15 protein-coding genes and 1 pseudogene are annotated in these 17,685 nt (G+C 43.7%); 4 read left to right on the top strand and 12 right to left on the bottom strand.

The window, feature by feature from the left end; translation table 11 throughout:
• Positions 1-6: 6 nt before the first annotated feature.
• The 4 genes from GFC30_RS09415 to GFC30_RS09400 all read right to left on the bottom strand — a co-directional run bounded on the left by GFC30_RS09415 (position 7) and on the right by GFC30_RS09400 (position 5,489).
• A complete protein-coding gene (locus GFC30_RS09415) occupies positions 7-1,449 on the bottom strand; it encodes a SpoIIE family protein phosphatase (RefSeq protein WP_066324714.1) in 1,443 nt (480 codons plus the stop codon).
• Positions 1,450-1,555: 106 nt separating this feature from the next.
• Positions 1,556-2,674, bottom strand: a complete 1,119-nt coding sequence (locus GFC30_RS09410) for a GerAB/ArcD/ProY family transporter (RefSeq protein ID WP_066324712.1) — start codon at positions 2,672-2,674, stop codon at positions 1,556-1,558.
• A gap of 21 nt (positions 2,675-2,695) precedes the next feature.
• Positions 2,696-3,862, bottom strand: coding sequence for a Ger(x)C family spore germination protein (locus GFC30_RS09405; RefSeq protein WP_084256425.1), 1,167 nt, complete (start codon positions 3,860-3,862; stop codon positions 2,696-2,698).
• Positions 3,863-3,887: 25 nt separating this feature from the next.
• Positions 3,888-5,489, bottom strand: coding sequence for a spore germination protein (locus tag GFC30_RS09400; protein WP_066324706.1), 1,602 nt, complete (start codon positions 5,487-5,489; stop codon positions 3,888-3,890).
• Positions 5,490-5,622: 133 nt separating this feature from the next.
• Between GFC30_RS09400 and GFC30_RS09395 the strand changes: the two genes are divergently transcribed.
• On the top strand, positions 5,623-5,841 hold the full coding sequence (locus tag GFC30_RS09395) for a YczF family membrane protein (protein WP_066324699.1): 219 nt from the start codon (positions 5,623-5,625) through the stop codon (positions 5,839-5,841).
• A gap of 34 nt (positions 5,842-5,875) precedes the next feature.
• Here the strand turns inward: GFC30_RS09395 and GFC30_RS09390 are convergent, their stop codons facing one another.
• The 5 genes and pseudogenes from GFC30_RS09390 to GFC30_RS09370 all read right to left on the bottom strand — a co-directional run bounded on the left by GFC30_RS09390 (position 5,876) and on the right by GFC30_RS09370 (position 11,727).
• The gene (locus tag GFC30_RS09390; protein ID WP_066324698.1) at positions 5,876-7,978 is read right to left on the bottom strand and encodes a heavy metal translocating P-type ATPase; all 2,103 of its coding nucleotides are present in this window, start codon (positions 7,976-7,978) and stop codon (positions 5,876-5,878) included.
• A pseudogene (locus tag GFC30_RS09385) lies at positions 7,968-8,328 on the bottom strand (ArsR/SmtB family transcription factor). The gene GFC30_RS09390 and the pseudogene GFC30_RS09385 overlap by 11 nt, the downstream one beginning before the upstream one ends.
• Before the next feature lie 169 nt (positions 8,329-8,497).
• Complete coding sequence (locus GFC30_RS09380) at positions 8,498-10,471, bottom strand: DUF6449 domain-containing protein (protein ID WP_066324696.1); 1,974 nt, start codon at positions 10,469-10,471, stop codon at positions 8,498-8,500.
• Positions 10,446-11,345: an ABC transporter ATP-binding protein gene (locus tag GFC30_RS09375; protein ID WP_066324694.1), complete on the bottom strand. Its 900-nt coding sequence runs from the start codon at positions 11,343-11,345 to the stop codon at positions 10,446-10,448. The genes GFC30_RS09380 and GFC30_RS09375 overlap by 26 nt, the downstream gene beginning before the upstream one ends.
• On the bottom strand, positions 11,338-11,727 hold the full coding sequence (locus GFC30_RS09370) for a GntR family transcriptional regulator (RefSeq protein WP_066324692.1): 390 nt from the start codon (positions 11,725-11,727) through the stop codon (positions 11,338-11,340). The genes GFC30_RS09375 and GFC30_RS09370 overlap by 8 nt, the downstream gene beginning before the upstream one ends.
• Before the next feature lie 173 nt (positions 11,728-11,900).
• Between GFC30_RS09370 and GFC30_RS09365 the strand changes: the two genes are divergently transcribed.
• Positions 11,901-13,163, top strand: coding sequence for a sensor histidine kinase (locus tag GFC30_RS09365; protein ID WP_066324691.1), 1,263 nt, complete (start codon positions 11,901-11,903; stop codon positions 13,161-13,163).
• A gap of 7 nt (positions 13,164-13,170) precedes the next feature.
• On the opposite strand, the gene GFC30_RS09360 is transcribed toward GFC30_RS09365, so the two are convergent.
• On the bottom strand, positions 13,171-13,797 hold the full coding sequence (locus tag GFC30_RS09360) for an EamA family transporter (RefSeq protein ID WP_066324689.1): 627 nt from the start codon (positions 13,795-13,797) through the stop codon (positions 13,171-13,173).
• Positions 13,798-13,861: 64 nt separating this feature from the next.
• On the opposite strand from GFC30_RS09360, the gene GFC30_RS09355 reads away from it, so the two are divergent.
• Positions 13,862-15,043: an IS701 family transposase gene (locus GFC30_RS09355; RefSeq protein WP_066322703.1), complete on the top strand. Its 1,182-nt coding sequence runs from the start codon at positions 13,862-13,864 to the stop codon at positions 15,041-15,043.
• A 55-nt stretch (positions 15,044-15,098) separates the two neighbouring features.
• Here the strand turns inward: GFC30_RS09355 and GFC30_RS09350 are convergent, their stop codons facing one another.
• Together GFC30_RS09350 and GFC30_RS09345 are read right to left on the bottom strand one after the other, a co-directional pair.
• Entirely contained in the window at positions 15,099-15,458 is a 360-nt protein-coding gene (locus GFC30_RS09350) for a DMT family transporter (protein WP_148660375.1), read from the bottom strand.
• Positions 15,459-15,471: 13 nt separating this feature from the next.
• Entirely contained in the window at positions 15,472-16,350 is an 879-nt protein-coding gene (locus GFC30_RS09345) for a DMT family transporter (protein WP_066324680.1), read from the bottom strand.
• A 249-nt stretch (positions 16,351-16,599) separates the two neighbouring features.
• Here GFC30_RS09345 and GFC30_RS09340 point away from each other — a divergent pair, with 249 nt between their 5' ends.
• Entirely contained in the window at positions 16,600-17,685 is a 1,086-nt protein-coding gene (locus tag GFC30_RS09340) for an endospore germination permease (RefSeq protein ID WP_066324679.1), read from the top strand.

Genomic DNA, 17,685 nt, shown 5'->3' with positions numbered 1-17,685 from the left:
TTGCACCTACCATTCTTGAATTGTAATGGAAAGTAAGCAAATATCATCTGCAGGATGGGCCTGACACACATGATAGTCAACGAGTAGCCGCAAAAACTGCTGATCGGATAGATGATGGTAATTTGTTAAAAATCGACGAATTTTGTCAAGACTCATTAAAATAGACGAATCGATTTCTTCTAAAATGCCATCGGTGTATAAAAACAACCTCGCTCGTTTATTGTAATGGACAACCCCTTTTTCAAACGGGACAGAAAAAGGACTGCCAATCGCAAGACCACCTTTATCTAGCTCTATTATTTCTCCGTCATTTGTCAACATCAGCCCATACGGGTGACCAGCATTAACGTATTCTATTTTTTGTTGCTTCGTATCTATGACTAAATAAATCATCGAAAACAAATAATGCATCTCTAGCTCTTTTTCCGGAAACAAGTTTTGGATATGTTTTTCTAGCTCTAGTGCAACGGAAACAGGATCTACTACCCGAAGGATGAGCCCTCTTAACAACGAGCGCAACGACATGCTAATTAGGGAAGAAGAAAGGCCGTGGCCCATGACATCAATAATCATCATCCCAAAACGATGGTCGTCAATTTGATAACATGCATAAAGGTCGCCTGATAATTCTTCCGATGGAATATAAATCGCGTCCATCGTAATTGTGTCATGTTGAGGGAGAGGAGTGAGTACGCTTTGTTGAATTTTTTTTGCTAGTTCCACTTGTTTTTCATGCTCGATCTCCTTTTGCCTCATTTTCGTGATATCGGTAATCATTACGATATATCCTTGAATATGTTCATTGTAAGCGATTGCAATCGCCGAGCAAGCGAGATAGAGCACCTCCCCGTTTTTTCGTCTTGCCGTACATTCAAACGTTAGCGGTTCTCCTTGTACAGTTTGTTCAAGCATGTTTTGCATATAACTTGGGCGGCATTGCAATAAAGAAAAAAGTGGCTGACCGATAATGTCTTCTTTTTTCCATCCGAAAAGTTGTTCCGCCGCTTCGTTCCAATAATGGACGTTCATGGTGTGATTGAGCTTGACCATGGCAATGGGCGATGCTTTATATATCGCCTCAACAACATACTCCGACTCTGGAACATCCGTAAACTGCCAAACGTATAATTTTGTGCGAACTTCTTCGCACCATACCACATCAACCGTCACCTGTTTTCGACGGGAAACGGTTGACGAACGAAGCCAAACTTCCCCTTTCCATTGGGGATGCGTTTGCAAATGTGTCCATATCGCTTCCCCATCTGCTGCAAACGAATGCGAAAACAATGTTCGCAACGATCGCCCGATGACCCGCTCTTTTTCATAGCCAATGACCGACAATATACGTTCGCTAATTGCGATAATCGTTCCTTTGTCGGTCGTAATGACAATCCCTTCCTGCGCATGCACATTCTCCAGCTTTTCCACCACATTCAACTCTACGTCCACTTGTTTTCAACCCTTTTACTAGTATTTGGATAATAGATACTCATCATAAAAAAGAAAAATTCCCCCTTTTCAAAAATACTTTCCTTCATTAAAATTTCGTCCTCCCCTACTTTTTTTCCTGCTTCCTAAACAAGAAAGATGAACGATGACGAATGATTGCGAACAAAAGCAACAACAACGGAATGCCGACTTGTAGCGGGATATGCATATAGAGCGTCACAATATTTAATCCTTCTTTAATATGCTCCGAAAAATTGCTGGCAATAGCAATCGACAGCAACAACACAGAAAGGCCAAGCGGATACACAAGACGTTGATGTTCTTTCACTCGGAATAAATCGGCTGTGCCGATCACTCCAGCATAAAAAAAAAGGCTAATCTTGAAAAAACCGCCAACGACTAATGCAATCATAAATAGTACATCCAACCGCTCTAAAAAATTCGCCACCCGAATTTCCCGGATGGTATTTAAAAGAGGGAAAGTGGAACGTGAAACGGTATCCGCTCCCAATACCGCAATATTCGTTGCCATCATGGCCGCCAAATTGATTCCGCTGAGGAACATAGCGAGCCAACCGACTATTTTCGTTTTTTCAGGTTGATGGATATACGGAAAAAGCATCGTAAATACGACCATTTCGCCAAACGGAACATACAACGTTTGCGTAAACACCACTTTGAATACTCGCTTCCATCCCTCTTCCAGAACCGGCTGCAACCGGTGAACATCTATTAAACCTGCTATTATCACAAGTACTAGCCCTACAATCCCTGTTAAACAAAGCCAAAAGAAAAATAATTCTCCTGTTCGCGCTAACACTTCAATTCCTTTATAGGCGGCATACATAACGGTCATCATCATCACTGCATTTAAAATGAATAACGGTGTCTCTGGATAAGCAAACGTCAACAAAAGCTCGCCAAAGTCGCGTAACACGCGGGCTGCAATATATAAAAAATAGAGAACGTATGTGAGCGCAACCCCTTTCCCGAAAAATGGACCTATAATTTGCTGACTATATGAAGTAAGCGGAACCAAAGGATAATATGTAAAAATAAGGTAATAAACAAAAAACAACATCCACCCGAAAACCATGCCACACACAATTGCAATCCATCCATCTTGCCTAGCATCGACCCCGAGCGGAATAACCATGGCGCTACCGTGTTCAAATAAAATAGCGAGTACCAATAATTGTCGAGCATTTAACTGGGCTCGTTCCATATTCATTTCACTGCCTTTTCATTAAAAATACGGTTTATTTCTCAATCCAGTCCGTCGAATAAACACATGTATATTTACTTTTACTTGTAGGCGAGAAAAATATTGCTCGTTCCAGTTTTTCTTCAACCGTTTCCATTCATTAGGATACAATCGATGGACAACCTCTCCGAATCCAAAAATATCGCTTTTTTCATTTTGAGCGTAGAGAATAGTATTTTTCACTTCTTTTTTTATTTCTTGTTGGAGCTTTTTTTCCAATAGAGAAATGTTGTTAGGGTCTGTTAAATCAATAGCGACAAGCACCTCGCCAATATCTCCTTCCATGTTAATGATGACAGAAATTATTGGCTTTCCATTGTTTATTTTAGCGGTTACTTTTGTTTTTGATCTGGCGACCTTATAAGAAATAGCTTCTTTTGTTTTTTGCCAATCGATAGTAACGGCTGTTTGATGAATTTTATTGAGCAACCACAAAACACCTCGTGCTTGTTTCCCACTCATCCAACTAATAAGTTTTCCTTTTTGAAAAACAGCTAATTCTCCTGCATGAAGAAAAGTATACGGCTCTATCGATCGGAGATTGTTTTGTTGTTCCCCTATTATTTTGTTTCTAGCGATACGGAAACTACTCATCACCACTTCTTTTCCACCAAGAGATAGAATCTCAATTACCTCACCAGCATGGACGTTCAGATTTTCTCCCCATACTTTCTCAGTTAGTTCCAATGTTTTTATCATTTGATTAGTTGGTATTTTATCAATGGGCGTAAGCACGGATAACAGTTCTTTGGCCGTACATTGACGAGCTACAATAACGCTAGCTGTTGTTCGAAATTGTGGATTTCTTTCTATCGCATCAAATACTTCCTTAATCCCTTCGCTCGCCATTTCTTCTCCGATAACTATAAGGTTCGTATGGGCATAGTATGTAAGCCTAGATATTTTTTTAGAAGCTTTGCGGCTCGCTTCTACTAACGTATCGCCAGTCGAAGTGTACAAAGTAACTGGAAGACCGCTGCTTCCCCCGCCCCTTTGCGTAGCTCCAGCTATATTACCAGGATTAACTACTTGAAGGGTTATCATGTACTTTCCTCCTTTTTTATCGACCCCCACCCCAATAACAAAAGCTAACTCTGTTAATTCCTTTTTACTCCAACAGCCGGAAAGAAGCATCATATGAACAAGCATCACAACAAGAAAAATACTCCTGCGTTTAATGGTTATCCCCTTCTTTCTCCGGTTGATTAGGCGGTTTTGGACGCTGATCGTTTCCTTGCCGCACCATATTTGTCTGATTGATTAAGCGCGGCCGCTCTGTTAATGCCCACATCGGAAATCGTACTAACGTATCACGGATATTGCTTAGAATTAACGGTGCAAGCGGCGACATATACGGCACTCCAAACGAACGGAGGCTACATAAATGAAGTGTCATCAAAACTATGCCGATCAAAATACCGTAAAATCCGAATAACGCCGCTAAAACCATAAGTAAAAAACGAATTAAACGCGCCGAAATCGCAATAGCAAATGATGGAGTGGCAAAACTAGCAATCGCCGTAATGGATACAACAATAACCATGGCAGAAGAAACAAAGCCTGCCTCAACCGCTGCCTGGCCGATGACAAGAGCACCAACGATAGAAACGGCTTGGCCGACTGCGCGCGGAAGCCGCACCCCCGCTTCCCGCAAAATTTCAAAGGTTACTTCCATCATCAACGCTTCCACAAAAGCGGGGAATGGGACAGACTCCCGCTGAGCCGCAATAGCGATGACGAGTTGAGTCGGCATCATTTCTTGATGAAATGTTGTTACTGCAATATAAACGGACGGAGCTACGAGGGAGATGAAAAAAACTAATACTCGCAAAAATCGCAGCGCTGTGGCAATATCGAAGCGGGCATAATAATCTTCGACTGCTTGAAAAAACTGGATAAATACTGTCGGCGCTATTAACACAAACGGCGTTCCTTCTACAAAAATAGCGATGCGGCCTTCTAATAAGTTTGCCGCTACACTATCTGGGCGCTCTGTATGATAGACTGTCGGGAAAGTAGTAAATGTCTGGTCTTCAATTAGTTGCTCGATATAGCCGGATTCAAGAATTCCATCAATACGAATACGCTGCAAACGCCTTCGAACTTCCTCAACAATTTCATCGCTAGCGATTCCTTTTATATACATGATCGATACATTCGTTTGTGTCACTTCACCAATCGTAATCGCTTCTAGCCATAGATGAGGATTTTGAATGCGACGACGAACCATTGCGACATTCGTTGCCAAAGATTCGGTAAATCCTTCCCGTGGTCCGCGGATCGACAGTTGTGTGGCCGGTTCTTCAATCGCCCGGTGCTCTCCACCTTTTGCCTCCACACTTAACGCTTCCGGAACTCCATCAATCAAAAGAATAACCTCTCCGGACATCAGTGCTAAAAATAGCTCGCTCCACCGTTTGATTCGTTTCATCTTGCCAGCGGCCGCGATTTTCTGTTCGATATAAACCAATGCTTCCTCTCGACAATAAGAAGGCGGGATCGTTAGTTGAACGACGGATTCCAGCAAAAATTGATGAATCATCTCTTCATCTACAATCCCGCTTACAAAGAGGAGCGCTGCTGGAATCCCCTCTTCTTTTCCGAGCAAAAAACGGCGAATGACGACATCGACGCTGTTTCCCGTCGTATTCCGGACCGTCTCGATATTTCGCTGCAATTCACTTTCTACTGTTTCATCAATTCCATCTTTTGCCTGACCGCTTTGTTCGTTTCTTTTAGTCGTCTTTCTTAGTTGCTTCTTCCATTGAAACCACATTTTTCTCCCCCATTCACTATTGCTATTTGTTAGGATGAGCAATCATGTTGCTGGTTATACAAATACCTATGAATAGAAAAGGAGGCAAAGAAAAAGGATAAAAAAAATTTGTTTGACGGGAGTGGAGAGATCTATGAAATTTATGGCTATTTCATTCCTCATTCCTATCTTGCTTGCCGGCATCGCTATTATCATGAATTTGTTATTAGGAATGGATATGTATCGATCTGTGATCGATATTTTTCACCCGTTCAAAGTGATGGAACCGATGGAAATGGGTATCCTTTTTTTCGTTATCGGATTGTGGGGAGTGGAAGTATGTGTTCATTGGTTTCGGAAGAAAACAAATTAACCCCCCCTTGCCTTTATCGCAAGGGGGATTGACGTCAAACCCGCATTAGTCGCAATGAGTTAAATAAAACGATTAACGTCGCGCCCATGTCGGCGAAAATGGCCATCCATAATGTGAGCCATCCTGGAACGATAAAAATGAGCGCAAGCAGTTTTAATAGAAAAGCTACGGCGATGTTTTGTTGAATGATTCGTAACGTCCGACGGCTCAGCCGAATCGCATACGGAAGCTGTTGGAGATCATCCGCCATTAACACGATATCCGCAGTTTCTAGCGCAACATCGGTGCCGTTTCTCCCCATCGCAATGCCAACATCCGCAGCTGCCAAGGCCGGGGCATCGTTCACTCCATCGCCCACCATAGCGATTCGACCGTATTGCTGTTTCATTTCTTTGATGATATGAAGCTTATCTTCTGGAAGCAATTCCGCCCGGACTTCGGTGATGCCAGCCGCTTTCCCAATCGCGTTCGCTGTCGCTTGATTGTCGCCTGTAACCATGACGATGTCCGTTACCCCGGCAGCGCGCAATTGTTGGACAACAGACGCCACTTGTTCGCGCACTTGGTCCGAAATGGCGATTACACCGAAGACTTGTTCCGTATCCCCGACAACGACAACCGTTTTTCCTTCTTGTTGAAGTGCTTGAATGACGTCACGAATGTCTTGCGATAATAGATGGTCGGAAAATAATGCAGGGCTGCCAACATAGTAGGTTGCTCCGTTGACGGTAGCGGTGATCCCTTTTCCCGTCATCGAGCGGAAGTTGGTAACGTCGAAATTGTCAAGCGGCAATGCTCTCTCTTTCGCCTTTCGTACAATCGCCGCAGCGAGCGGATGTTGCGAATATTTTTCCATGCATGCCGAAAGGTGCAACAGCTCCTCTTCGCTTCGTTCATGAAATGTACGAATATCGGTGACTTCTGGCATTCCTTTTGTCAACGTTCCTGTTTTATCAAAAGCAATCGCTTGAAGCCGACCTAACGTTTCTAAATAGACGCCGCCTTTAATCAACACACCAAGCCGAGCTGCTCGACCGATGGCGGTCACAATGGCCACCGGCGTGCTAATGACGAGCGCACACGGACAACCGACTACTAATACCGCTAACCCGCGATAAATCCACGTTTTCCAATCCTCTGAAAACAATAATGGTGGCAAAATGGCAACAAGCGCCGCAATCGCCATAATTGCCGGCGTATAATAGCGGGCGAACCGGTCGACAAACTGCTGCGACGGAGCTCGTTCCGCTTGCGCTTCTTCGACAAGATGAATGATTTTCACAATCGTTGAATCACCCACTCGCTTCGTCATACGCACTTCTAGCGCTCCTTCTTCATTCAATGTTCCCGCATACACGTCATCGCCGACCGTTTTATACACCGGTAGCGACTCCCCTGTAATCGCGGCTTCGTTAACGGAAGAAGCGCCGTTGATGACAACCCCATCCGCTGCTATTTTTTGGCCTGGCTTAACGACGATGATATCATTGACTTGCAAATCATCGACATCCACTTCATATTCTCGATTGCCTCGTCGCACAAGCGCTTTTTTCGGTGCAAGATCCATTAAATGGCGAATCGAGCGGCGTGCCCGCTCCATCGAGTATCGCTCAAGCGCCTCGCTAACCGCAAATAAAAACACAACAACGGCGCCTTCTTTCCATTCCCCGATGAGCGCTGCGCCAATGATGGCAATTGTCATGAGCGTTTTCATATCAAACTGAAGACGTCCTAAATTCGCTAGCCCTGCTCGAAACAAATCATACCCACCGATGACAATCGCCAAGGCGAACATGCCAGTCACTAGTCCGTGCTGCTCGCCTTTAACAAACGAAATGAGGTAGCCAATCACAAGAAAAACAGCGGAAATGAATGCAAGAACATTCGCCCGTTTTTTCCAAAAGGGAACGTGCGGTACTTCCTTCCGCTCATGTTCTGGAATGACATGAATCCCATCAAACGCCCCTGCTTTTTCTAATTGGTCAAGCGTCGCCGTGCCAACGACCGTTAATTTCGCCGCCCCGAAGTTGACATGCGCCTCTTCCACCGTTTCAATCGCTTTCACATTTTTTTCGAATTGCGCGGCACAATTCGCACAAGAAAGCCCTTGAAGCCGATATACTTGTTTATTCTCCATCGTTTTTCAACTCCTTTGCGTGTACGAGCGCTATCGATACAAGCTGATGCACATGCTCGTCTTGTAACGAGTAGAACACAAGCTTTCCTTCTTTCCGATGTTTCGCTAGCCCCATATCGCGTAGAAAACGCAAATGGTGTGATGCTGTGGCCACTGTCGACCCGATAATATTGGCGACATCACACACACAACTCTTCTTCTAACGTCAATGCATAAATAATCTTTAACCGCGTGCCATCCGCAAGCGCTTTAAACAGCTGCTGTACTCCCTGTAAGTCTTCCATTTGCCCTTTTAGCGCACGCACTTTCTCTTCATCGACACAAACGACTTCACACATATCTTTTGCCATCTTCGCACCTTCCATATTCAAATATTGGTTTGAATATAGTATATGAAACGAGCTTCCAATCCGTCAATACATTCAAATAAATATTTGAATAAAAACGAGCTTAATCGTTAAAAGATGTATGGCTTTGCTTCGTTTATACGAAAAAAAGCGCCCCTTAACGGGACACTTTTTATGGCAATTGCTCGCGAATAAACGATGGAAGCGCTTCTTCATCGATCACATGCCATTCTGGTTCAGCGTGAGCGGTACGGTAAAAGGCGATAATATAGCGCGATTCCGTTTTATAAGACGATGCTTTTTGCAAGCACTCTTCTAGCTGCTTTTTATCCGTAATGCGCAACACGTCGGTTCTTGTTTCTAGCTCTTTTACAAACGTCGGATTTTCTACTAGGTTATAAAGCGGTGTGCGCGCATCGTTTTTAACCACGATGGCGTATTGAATATCGTCTGCTGTTATTCTTGCTTTGGAAAGCAAGTCGTGTTGTTTCAGCCACGCATCGATTCTAGCGTACGATTTTTTCCACGAAAGCTGCATTTGGTCGCCGTCTCCTTGCAACAGTTCAATCGTCCCCCAGTCATTGGTTGGGGAAATCATCTCGGTAAATGGCTCTTCTTTTAGCTCCGTTTTCAACACCGCGATAAACGACTCGATTTGTTTTGGATCTGCGATTTGAACCGTTTTTTCTTCCGCCCGAAGCGTGATTTGACGAATCGGCGACACATTGTCTTGCAATAACAAGTAGTAGTTGTGTTTATATTCCCGTGATTCCATAATCGCTTCGTAAAAAGGTTTGTACTCGTTTATTGGAATCGAGTACATTCTCACCATTTTTTCCCCGTTTTTTAATACATAGCCGATGACGACTTGGCGGGTATTTTCTCCGAACGCAAACGACGTCGGACGGTCTTCAATTAATTGGCGATGGAAAGCGTACACGTTTTTTATATTTTGCGTCGTTTGTAAAAATTGATCGGATTGAACGTACGAAATATATTGCTTCTCGGTTTGCCGCTCAAATTGATACACCGATTCGCCAAAATAGACGCGCTGAATGTCAGATAACGCTGGCTGGCGCTTTTCATAGCCGGTGATGTCGAAACGAACAAGGCTGCCGATGACGACTATTGCCACGATAAAGACGGCATATTCTTTCCAACGGTGGAAAATACGCCACGTTTTTTCAATAATGGCAGACGCAATAAAAAACCCGACAAGAGAAAACGTCACATACCCAAACAAAATCCAACCGAGGCTTCGCTGTGTTTCGCCAAAATACAACCCGCCAACGAGCATAAAACAAAACGTCACGCCGAATGAAAAGACCGGTTGAAGTACTGGAAAAGCAATCGCTTGACCTGCCGCTTCGCTATGCCGCTGTTTGTATAGCCAAATAGACAATAAGTAACATACTACGATTGCCAACGCATATCTTGCCATTTCGAACGAAGCCAACGGTTTGTCTGCTAGTTCTACAAACCGGAAAAATGGTACGATCCGTTCTAGATTCGCACTTAAATAATAGTCCGCGGCAAATCCGGACAACACATAGCGCATATTCATAAGGATAAGTACTGAAATGCCGGCTGGGAATAAAAACAAAATGTAAGCGAACGCCCCTTGCAATACGGATATGCCTGTAAACATACCTACCCATACGCTCGCACTAAAGACAAACAGCTCCATAAGTAACATCTCTGCCGTCCAACGAACGAGATCCGCGGCAGAAATGTGCATATTTTCCAATGGCAACTGACATAACAAAGCCGTTAAAAGCACTGTAGCTAGCACAGGAATAACGAGCATAAGAGCGCCAAATGTCATTTGTTGAAAAAACAACGTTTCACGCCGAAGCGGCAAGCTATGCATATAATCAGCGGATCGTTTCATTTGCATATAGCGGAATAAAAAGATCGCTAACAGCACTGGAACGGTAAACGCAATCATCCCCTGAAACACGTTGGAAAACTCAAACACGTTATGAAAAACCGGCGAATAATCGCGTTTTTGATTCGTATAAATCATCAGTATCCGCAGCGGAATGGCCGCAAACAATAAAAGAAGATGAACAATGCCGATCCAGCCAATGTTTCGGACATTTTGCACAAATAGCGAACGGTTATACGAGAATATTTTCGATGGCATACCCAACCCCTCCCATTTCATACACAAAAATTTCTTCCAATGTTAGCGGCAGTACATCGAAAATGACCGGCTCAAATTGGTGAATATACGATTCTACCCGCTCTTTTTGCCCGCGAACGATGCAAAGAAGGACGCTGCCGCGCTGTTCTTGATACACGACATGCAACCCGCTTAAAAAAGAAGACGGAATGCCGCCGCGAAAGGCCACTTGAATTTTATGCACGTCTGCTTTTACATCGTCCAGTTCTTTTTCTAAAATCACTTCGCCTTTATGCAAAATACCAATATGATCACAAAGGTCTTCCACTTCGCGCAAATTGTGCGAAGAAATGATGACAGTCATCTGTCGCTCGGCAACATCTTGCACGAGTAAATTTTTCACCTTTTGCCGCATGACCGCATCTAATCCGTCAAGCGGTTCATCAAGAATCATCACATCCGGCATGGCAGAAAACGCAAGCCAAAACGCTGCTTGTCGCTGCATTCCTTTTGACATGCGGTGAATTTTTTTATCGAGATCAAGTGGAAATGCTTCTTGTAATTGAACAAACCGTTCCTCGTTCCATGACGGATAAACATCGCGATAAAATTGCGCCATTTGCCGAATCGTCGTTTGTGGAAAAAAGTAAAGCGCGTCCGGTAAAAACAACAGTTTTTGTTTAATGCTCGTATTTTCAAAAACTCGTTCTCCAGCGATCAAAATGTCGCCGTGATCTTGTTTGTAAATGCCGGCGATCATTTTTAACAGCGTCGTTTTTCCAGCGCCGTTTGAGCCAAGCAATCCATAAATTGAACCACGCTCCACATGAAGGCTCACCTCTTTCACCGCTTCTACATCCGCGAATTCTTTCCGGACACCACGAACGTCAATCATCGTTTTTCTCCCCCTTTACCGTTTGTTCTGCTGCCTCGACTAGCGCTAAAAGCTCTTCTTTTGCCATCCCGATATAAAGCGCTTCGCATAATAGTTTAAACATTTGCTGTTTCATCGTTGCTGCTTTTTCTTGATTCATAGACGGGGGTTGCGGAGCGACAAAGCTTCCTTTTCCAGGGATGGAATAAATGTAGCCTTGGTGCTCTAGTTCGCGATACGCTTTTTGGATCGTATTCGGATTGATCGTCAACTCTTTCGCTAACAGTCTTACAGACGGTAACTGCTCGTGTGGTTGCCATACTTCATGGATGATGAGTTCTTTCATTTTCTCGACGAGCTGCTCATAAATTGGCTGCCGACTGCGAATATCAAGCTCAAACATTCCTACCCCGCCTCCTTTCCAAATGATGTATACTAACTGTATTATTAATTATAGTACACGTCATACAAAAAAACAACGTATTTCCCCTATTTCGGTGAGAAAAATGTATTTTCAACCCGCTGTCTTTTCGTATAATTAGTATTGTTAAATGTTTGTCGATTAGGAGATCGTGTATGGGAACGTATATCAACCAGAACCTTTTAAATAACTTGTTTTACATTTTATCAAGCATGTTTGTCTATTATTTTATTTATGATCATGGAAAATGGTGGAAAACGAATACTCGTCATAAGCAGCTGCTTTTGATTATTTGCACAGGAGTCCCGTTATTACTGTGCATGAAGTTCCCGATTTACATTGCGTATAATTGCGTTCATGATTTGCGGCAAATCCCATTTCTGATTGGCACATTATACGGAGGTTGGACCGTAGGAAGCGCCTTGTTGCTTATATTGCTTGCCGTTCGGTTTTTCTTTTACGGATTTCAACCGATCACTGTGGCCGTCTACTTCACGATGTTCATCATTGCTGCTTTGGCTTCTCCTGCCTTTCGCCGCCTAAATCGTACGGATAAATTATTTGCATCCATGTGGCTGACGCTTTTGCTTGACATTTTAGTAACAGTCATCGCGGTCGTCTTTTTTGATTTTCAAGTCATCGATTCCTATATTTTTGATTTTATTTTAGTCCCACCGTTTGCGATGTTATTTATCGTCTACATTCTTGAAACGTTAAAAGACGCAATCATCATGCGGTCAAAGCTTGTGAAAATCGAAAAAATGGAGATTGTCAGCCAACTCGCAGCGAGCATTTCTCATGAAGTGCGCAATCCGTTAACCGTAGTAAGAGGATTTCTTCAATTAATGAAGTCACAGCCTATGCCAAAAGAAACGCAAGAGCGATACATGCACATTGCCCTCGAAGAAATCGACCGTGCAGAAACGATTATTAACAACTATTTAACGTTTGCCAAACCGACGCCGAAAAAAGAAGAAGTGCTCATCGTAGGACAAGAGTTGGAGCGAGTGGCTCATTTATTGCAGCCATTCGCCAGAATGAATGGAGTACATCTCATTGAAAAGTGCCAGCCGTGTATGATCATTGGTAATGCCGAATATTTTCGACAATGCTTTTTAAACTTAGTAAAAAACAGCATCGAGGCAACACCGATAGGCGGCACGGTCACCGTTTCTTGTTCCTGCAAAGGAGAAGAAGTGATAGTAGCGATTGCAGATACCGGCATTGGGATGACAGCCGAGCAAATTAGTCGGTTTGGTGAGCCGTATTTCAGCACGAAAGAAAAAGGGACAGGGCTCGGAGCGATGGTGGCCGTCAAATTGATTGAAACAATGAACGGGACGTGGAAAATTGACAGCAAAATCCAAAAAGGAACGACGATAACCATTACATTTCCGTCCGCAACAACAAGGGGGTAGCGAATCGCTACACCCCTTCCATGTTGCGGTACATTCGTTTTTTCGGTAGATCGGAAAGAAGAAAAACCGTCCATAGAATGCATGCTGCTCCGACAGCTTGGAATATGCCAAACGGAACGTGTAAAAAAACAATCGAGGCAAGGACAGCAGATAGCGGCTCGACGCTTGACAACAAACTTGATTCCGTCGGCGATAAATGGCGAATGCTTTCGACAAATAGTAAAAACGCGATTAGCGTCCCGAAAAGAACGACAAAAATAATTAATAGCCACGTATCGACCCCGAATACGATATTCGTTGGGACAAACGATGGAATGAGCCAGCACATCGCCGTGCCGCCAATGACCATCCCCCATCCAACGACAAGCATCGTCTGCCACGTTTTTAATAGCTTGGCAGAAGCAAGCGTATAAAACGCTAACGCGCCACCAGACAACACGCCCCAAACGACGGACACAAGTGAAACCGTAAACTGATTGGTTGTGCCGTTTGTCATTAGTAAAAACGTGCCTGCAAGCGCTAAAAAAACTGCGAAACTAATTTTCACCGTCGGCTTTTGTTTTTCTTTCACTAATGAACTGTAGATGAGCAAAATCGATAACATAAATTTACATTGAGACAAAAAAGAAGACATGAACCCGATTCCTTGGTTAGAATAGATGTGCTACCAACCATTCACACAAGGAGGTTCATGTCTCATGAATAGATTAGCACATCATCAAGGAATCCACAAGTTTTTCACGACGTTGGGGTTGGCGCTTTATTTCTCGAAACCTGTGATGAAGCATCTCGTTCATATCGTGGATGCGATGGTGACGAAAGGTTTTTCGGGAACGTTGACCGATCTACATCATGGGAGTTTTCATCCGAACCATCGCACGACACTGAGCCATTTTTTCACGAAAAGTCCGTGGGATGAAGAGACATTGCTCCGCAAACTCCAGCAGTGGATGCTTCATCGTGTCGAACGCATCGCCAAACAGAAGAATCAACCCATTTTTGTTTCCATCGATGATACGATTTGCCAAAAAACGAAGCCTTCGTCACGGGCAACATGCGCTATTCAAGGGTGTGATTGGCATTATTCTCACACAGAGAAAAAATCGATTTGGGGGCATTCTCTCGTTTGGCTCATGGTTCATACGATGACTCAAGCGTTTCCGTTTGCTTTTCGCCCCTACGACAAGGAGGCTGGAAAAAGCAAAGGAAAACTCGCGATTGAGATGCTTTCTTCTTTGGATGTGAGTCGTCCTGTTTATGTACTGATGGACTCTTGGTATCCATCGAAAGCACTCGTGGAAGCCTGCTTGAAAAAAGGGTTCCACGTCATCGCGATGCTTAAGACGAACCGGATTCTCTATCCGAAAGGCATCGCCATCCAAGCGAAGCAGTTTGCCCGCTATCTCGAACCGAATGACACCCGCCTCGTCACGGTGGGAGAAGAGCGCTATCGCGTCTATCGTTACGAAGGAGCGCTCAACGGTCTCGATGATGCGGTGGTGCTACTTGTTTGGAAAGCCGATCAACCGATGACACCGGAACATCTTCATTGCGTCTTGAGCACCGATTGGGAGCTAAGCGACGAAGACATCTTGCGCTACTATGCCGAGCGTTGGTCGATCGAATGTTTTTTCCGTCAAGCGAAAGACCAGCTGAAACTCGATGGGTACCGCGTTCGTCATCATCGAGCGGTGAAACGTTACTGGATCTTGGTGCAGCTTGCTTACGTGTACAGCCTATTCGAGTCTAACAGCGATTTTTCGGATGGGCTCGATCTCCTGCGCAAGAGAAAAGGACATAGCCTCGTGGAGTTCATTTACCATGCAGCGAAACAAAATATTCCCATTGATACCGTGAAAAAACAGCTCCACGTGGCATAAGGGGTACCCTGTTTGTCTCTTTTACATGGTAATTATTGTAATTGAAATTGCTCAACTACAGTAATGAATATAAAACAATATACACCGGCGCTAAATATTGCAGTAGCGTAGCCGTCGCAGCATTCCCGGTGGCGATGGAAGAAAAGTACGTATATTGCACGCCAAGCATGCCAACTAATCCGAACACAATAAGCTGCCAACGGCTTTTTCGGTCTTTCCAAATAGCCAACGGCTCAAGCCCTTTGAAGGCGCTTAATACGACAAGCACAAAACCAGCCAATACCATCCTTACTGCTACGAGCCATTCCGCCGTGACGTGCTTTTCTTGAAACAATATTTGCGCAGCTGTCCCTGACAGCCCCCAAAGTGTTGCACCGGTTACTACCATCGCTAATCCTTTGGCGCGACTTGACATTTTCTCCCTCCTCTTACGATGGCTTTGTCTCAAGGACAGCAATGACAACTCCTGTAATAATGAGCGCTCCGCCAAACCAAAACGGAACATCCAATCGCTCTTGTAAAAACAACCAGCCGAACAAAGAGCCGACGAGCGGTTGGAAAAAGAAAAATAACGAACCAATCCCTGCATCCATCATTTCCATTCCTTTATTCCAAAGAAAAAACGCCCATGCGGTCGATACAATACCAAGGTAAAGAACCCCTAGGACTATCGACAACGAAAAGGTTAACGGTACCTCCTTCCATACCTCCCACACCATCATCGGTGTTGTGCCAACAAGCGCAACGAAAATCGCATATGTCGTAATGACTAATACCGACAGTCGGGCAGACGCGATTTTTACGAGCACCGATAAAAGCGCCCATGTTAGCGCCGCACCGACTAATAATACGTTCCCTACAAACGAAGTCGCCTCCCCGCCGCCTAATCCGACGACGACAACGACCCCTGCTGTTGCTAATAGTAGCGCAAACAACTTTCGCCACGTAATCGCTTCGTGTAACATCCAGCAGGCAAAGAGCACAATGAATGCTGGTGTCGCCGATGTAATGAGCGAAGCGGTATGGGCATCCGACCATTTCGTACCGACGAATTGCAAAGAAATCGAAAGGACGTAACCAATGATCCCAATCCAAATAATCAGCTTCCACTCTTGCTTTTCTTTCGGAACAGAAACGCGCTGCACGCGTAATATCATCCATAATACAAAAAAGGCAACCGCATACCGAAGCCAAACAAGTGTGAATGGTGGAATGTAATCGAGCACATATTTACTAATGACATACATCCCGCCCCAGATGCCAGCAGCGAGCGATAAATACAAGGAACCGAAAAAAGTTTGTCTCATCTTGTTTCCCTCCGTCTTTTTTCTTTTTCTTTATCAGACGGAGCGAGCGCTTGCTCCGCCTTAGAAGCAAGCAACTGGTTGGTCGTTTTCAAACAAATCCATATACAATTGTCGTCCCCCCTATATGAATCTTATTTGTTTATTGTATCAGATTTTTCTAACTTCTCAATCCTTATTATTGAAAAAGAATGGATTTGCATCCTTTGGGAAACAATAAATCCTATTCCAATACAAAGAAGGTGATAGATCGTGAAAGCCCATCCATTAAACATTGTTCAAATTGCTTGCATATTAATGCTGTCCATCGGTTTAATGAACCATGTAATCGTTATTCCTCTTTTACTGGAAGCAGCACACCGAGACGCATGGATTGCAGCGATTTTAACATTAGGAATTATGTTTTTCTGGCTTCCTCTTCTGCACTTTATTATGAAGCAATCGAAACAAATTCCTCTATTCCAATGGATACAATCAGAATTTTCTACTATTGTTGCATATTTAGTAGCGTTTCTCGGAACACTACTACTAATCACTATTAGTTATGTAACTTTAAAAGATACGGTCACCTTTACAACAACTACCTATTTAACTGCTACACCAAACTGGGCGATTTCTCTTACATTGTCGATTCTTTGCTTTTATAACGCTTATTTGGGAATTCCTTCAGTGGCTAAAACATCGGTCATTATATTGCCTTTTGTTGTTATTTTTGGTGTCTTTGTGATGTTTACAACTATTCCACATAAAGATTATTCATTGTTAAAGCCTATTTTAGAAAATGGTTGGGATCCTGTTTGGAAGGGAATGATTTATACAGGTGCTGGATATGCGGAAATTCTAATCATTTTATTTATGCAACATCGGTTGCAGCCCCAATTTCCATTTTTAGGGTTGTTAGTACTTGCTTTTTTAGCAGCGAGTTTAAGTATCGGCCCTACAATCGGGGCGATTATTGAATTTGGACCGATAAAAGCAGCGCAATTGCGTTACCCGGCATTTGAACAATGGCGATTAATCAATTTAGGGACATACATTGAACATATGGATTTTCTTTCTATTTATCAGTGGTTATCAGGTGCTTTTGTTCGGATTTCTCTTGCTACCGCTTTAGTTCCTGAACTGTTTGGTATCACCAATGAACAGTCACGACGTTGGGTGCTAATTGTTCTATACCTTGCTATTTTAGCGGCCTCGCTCGTTCCTATTAGCGACAATGCATTTCTACATATGCTAAATAAAGCTGTATTACCTTTATCACTTTTTCTCATCTTATTTCTGTCTTTTTTACTTGCTATATTAGCGCTCATTTCATCGATAAAAGCAAGGAGAGAATAG

The sequence above is a fragment of the Anoxybacillus amylolyticus genome, from assembly GCF_001634285.1.
Taxonomy (GTDB): domain Bacteria; phylum Bacillota; class Bacilli; order Bacillales; family Anoxybacillaceae; genus Anoxybacteroides; species Anoxybacteroides amylolyticum.
This window is presented reverse-complemented; position numbering and strand designations above follow the sequence as displayed.

Excerpts from the sequence above, each read along its gene's own strand:
- GFC30_RS09345 (WP_066324680.1), bottom strand. The coding sequence starts at position 16,350 with ATGAGACAAACTTTTTTCGGTTCCTTGTATTTATCGCTCGCTGCTGGC.
- GFC30_RS09380 (WP_066324696.1), bottom strand. The coding sequence starts at position 10,471 with ATGCCATCGAAAATATTCTCGTATAACCGTTCGCTATTTGTGCAAAAT.
- GFC30_RS09355 (WP_066322703.1), top strand. The coding sequence starts at position 13,862 with ATGAATAGATTAGCACATCATCAAGGAATCCACAAGTTTTTCACGACG.
- GFC30_RS09375 (WP_066324694.1), bottom strand. The coding sequence starts at position 11,345 with ATGATTGACGTTCGTGGTGTCCGGAAAGAATTCGCGGATGTAGAAGCG.
- GFC30_RS09395 (WP_066324699.1), top strand. The coding sequence starts at position 5,623 with ATGAAATTTATGGCTATTTCATTCCTCATTCCTATCTTGCTTGCCGGC.
- GFC30_RS09370 (WP_066324692.1), bottom strand. The coding sequence starts at position 11,727 with ATGTTTGAGCTTGATATTCGCAGTCGGCAGCCAATTTATGAGCAGCTC.
- GFC30_RS09390 (WP_066324698.1), bottom strand. The coding sequence starts at position 7,978 with ATGGAGAATAAACAAGTATATCGGCTTCAAGGGCTTTCTTGTGCGAAT.
- GFC30_RS09350 (WP_148660375.1), bottom strand. The coding sequence starts at position 15,458 with ATGTCAAGTCGCGCCAAAGGATTAGCGATGGTAGTAACCGGTGCAACA.
- GFC30_RS09405 (WP_084256425.1), bottom strand. The coding sequence starts at position 3,862 with ATGCTTGTTCATATGATGCTTCTTTCCGGCTGTTGGAGTAAAAAGGAA.
- GFC30_RS09410 (WP_066324712.1), bottom strand. The coding sequence starts at position 2,674 with ATGGAACGAGCCCAGTTAAATGCTCGACAATTATTGGTACTCGCTATT.
- GFC30_RS09360 (WP_066324689.1), bottom strand. The coding sequence starts at position 13,797 with ATGTCTTCTTTTTTGTCTCAATGTAAATTTATGTTATCGATTTTGCTC.
- GFC30_RS09400 (WP_066324706.1), bottom strand. The coding sequence starts at position 5,489 with ATGTGGTTTCAATGGAAGAAGCAACTAAGAAAGACGACTAAAAGAAAC.
- GFC30_RS09365 (WP_066324691.1), top strand. The coding sequence starts at position 11,901 with ATGGGAACGTATATCAACCAGAACCTTTTAAATAACTTGTTTTACATT.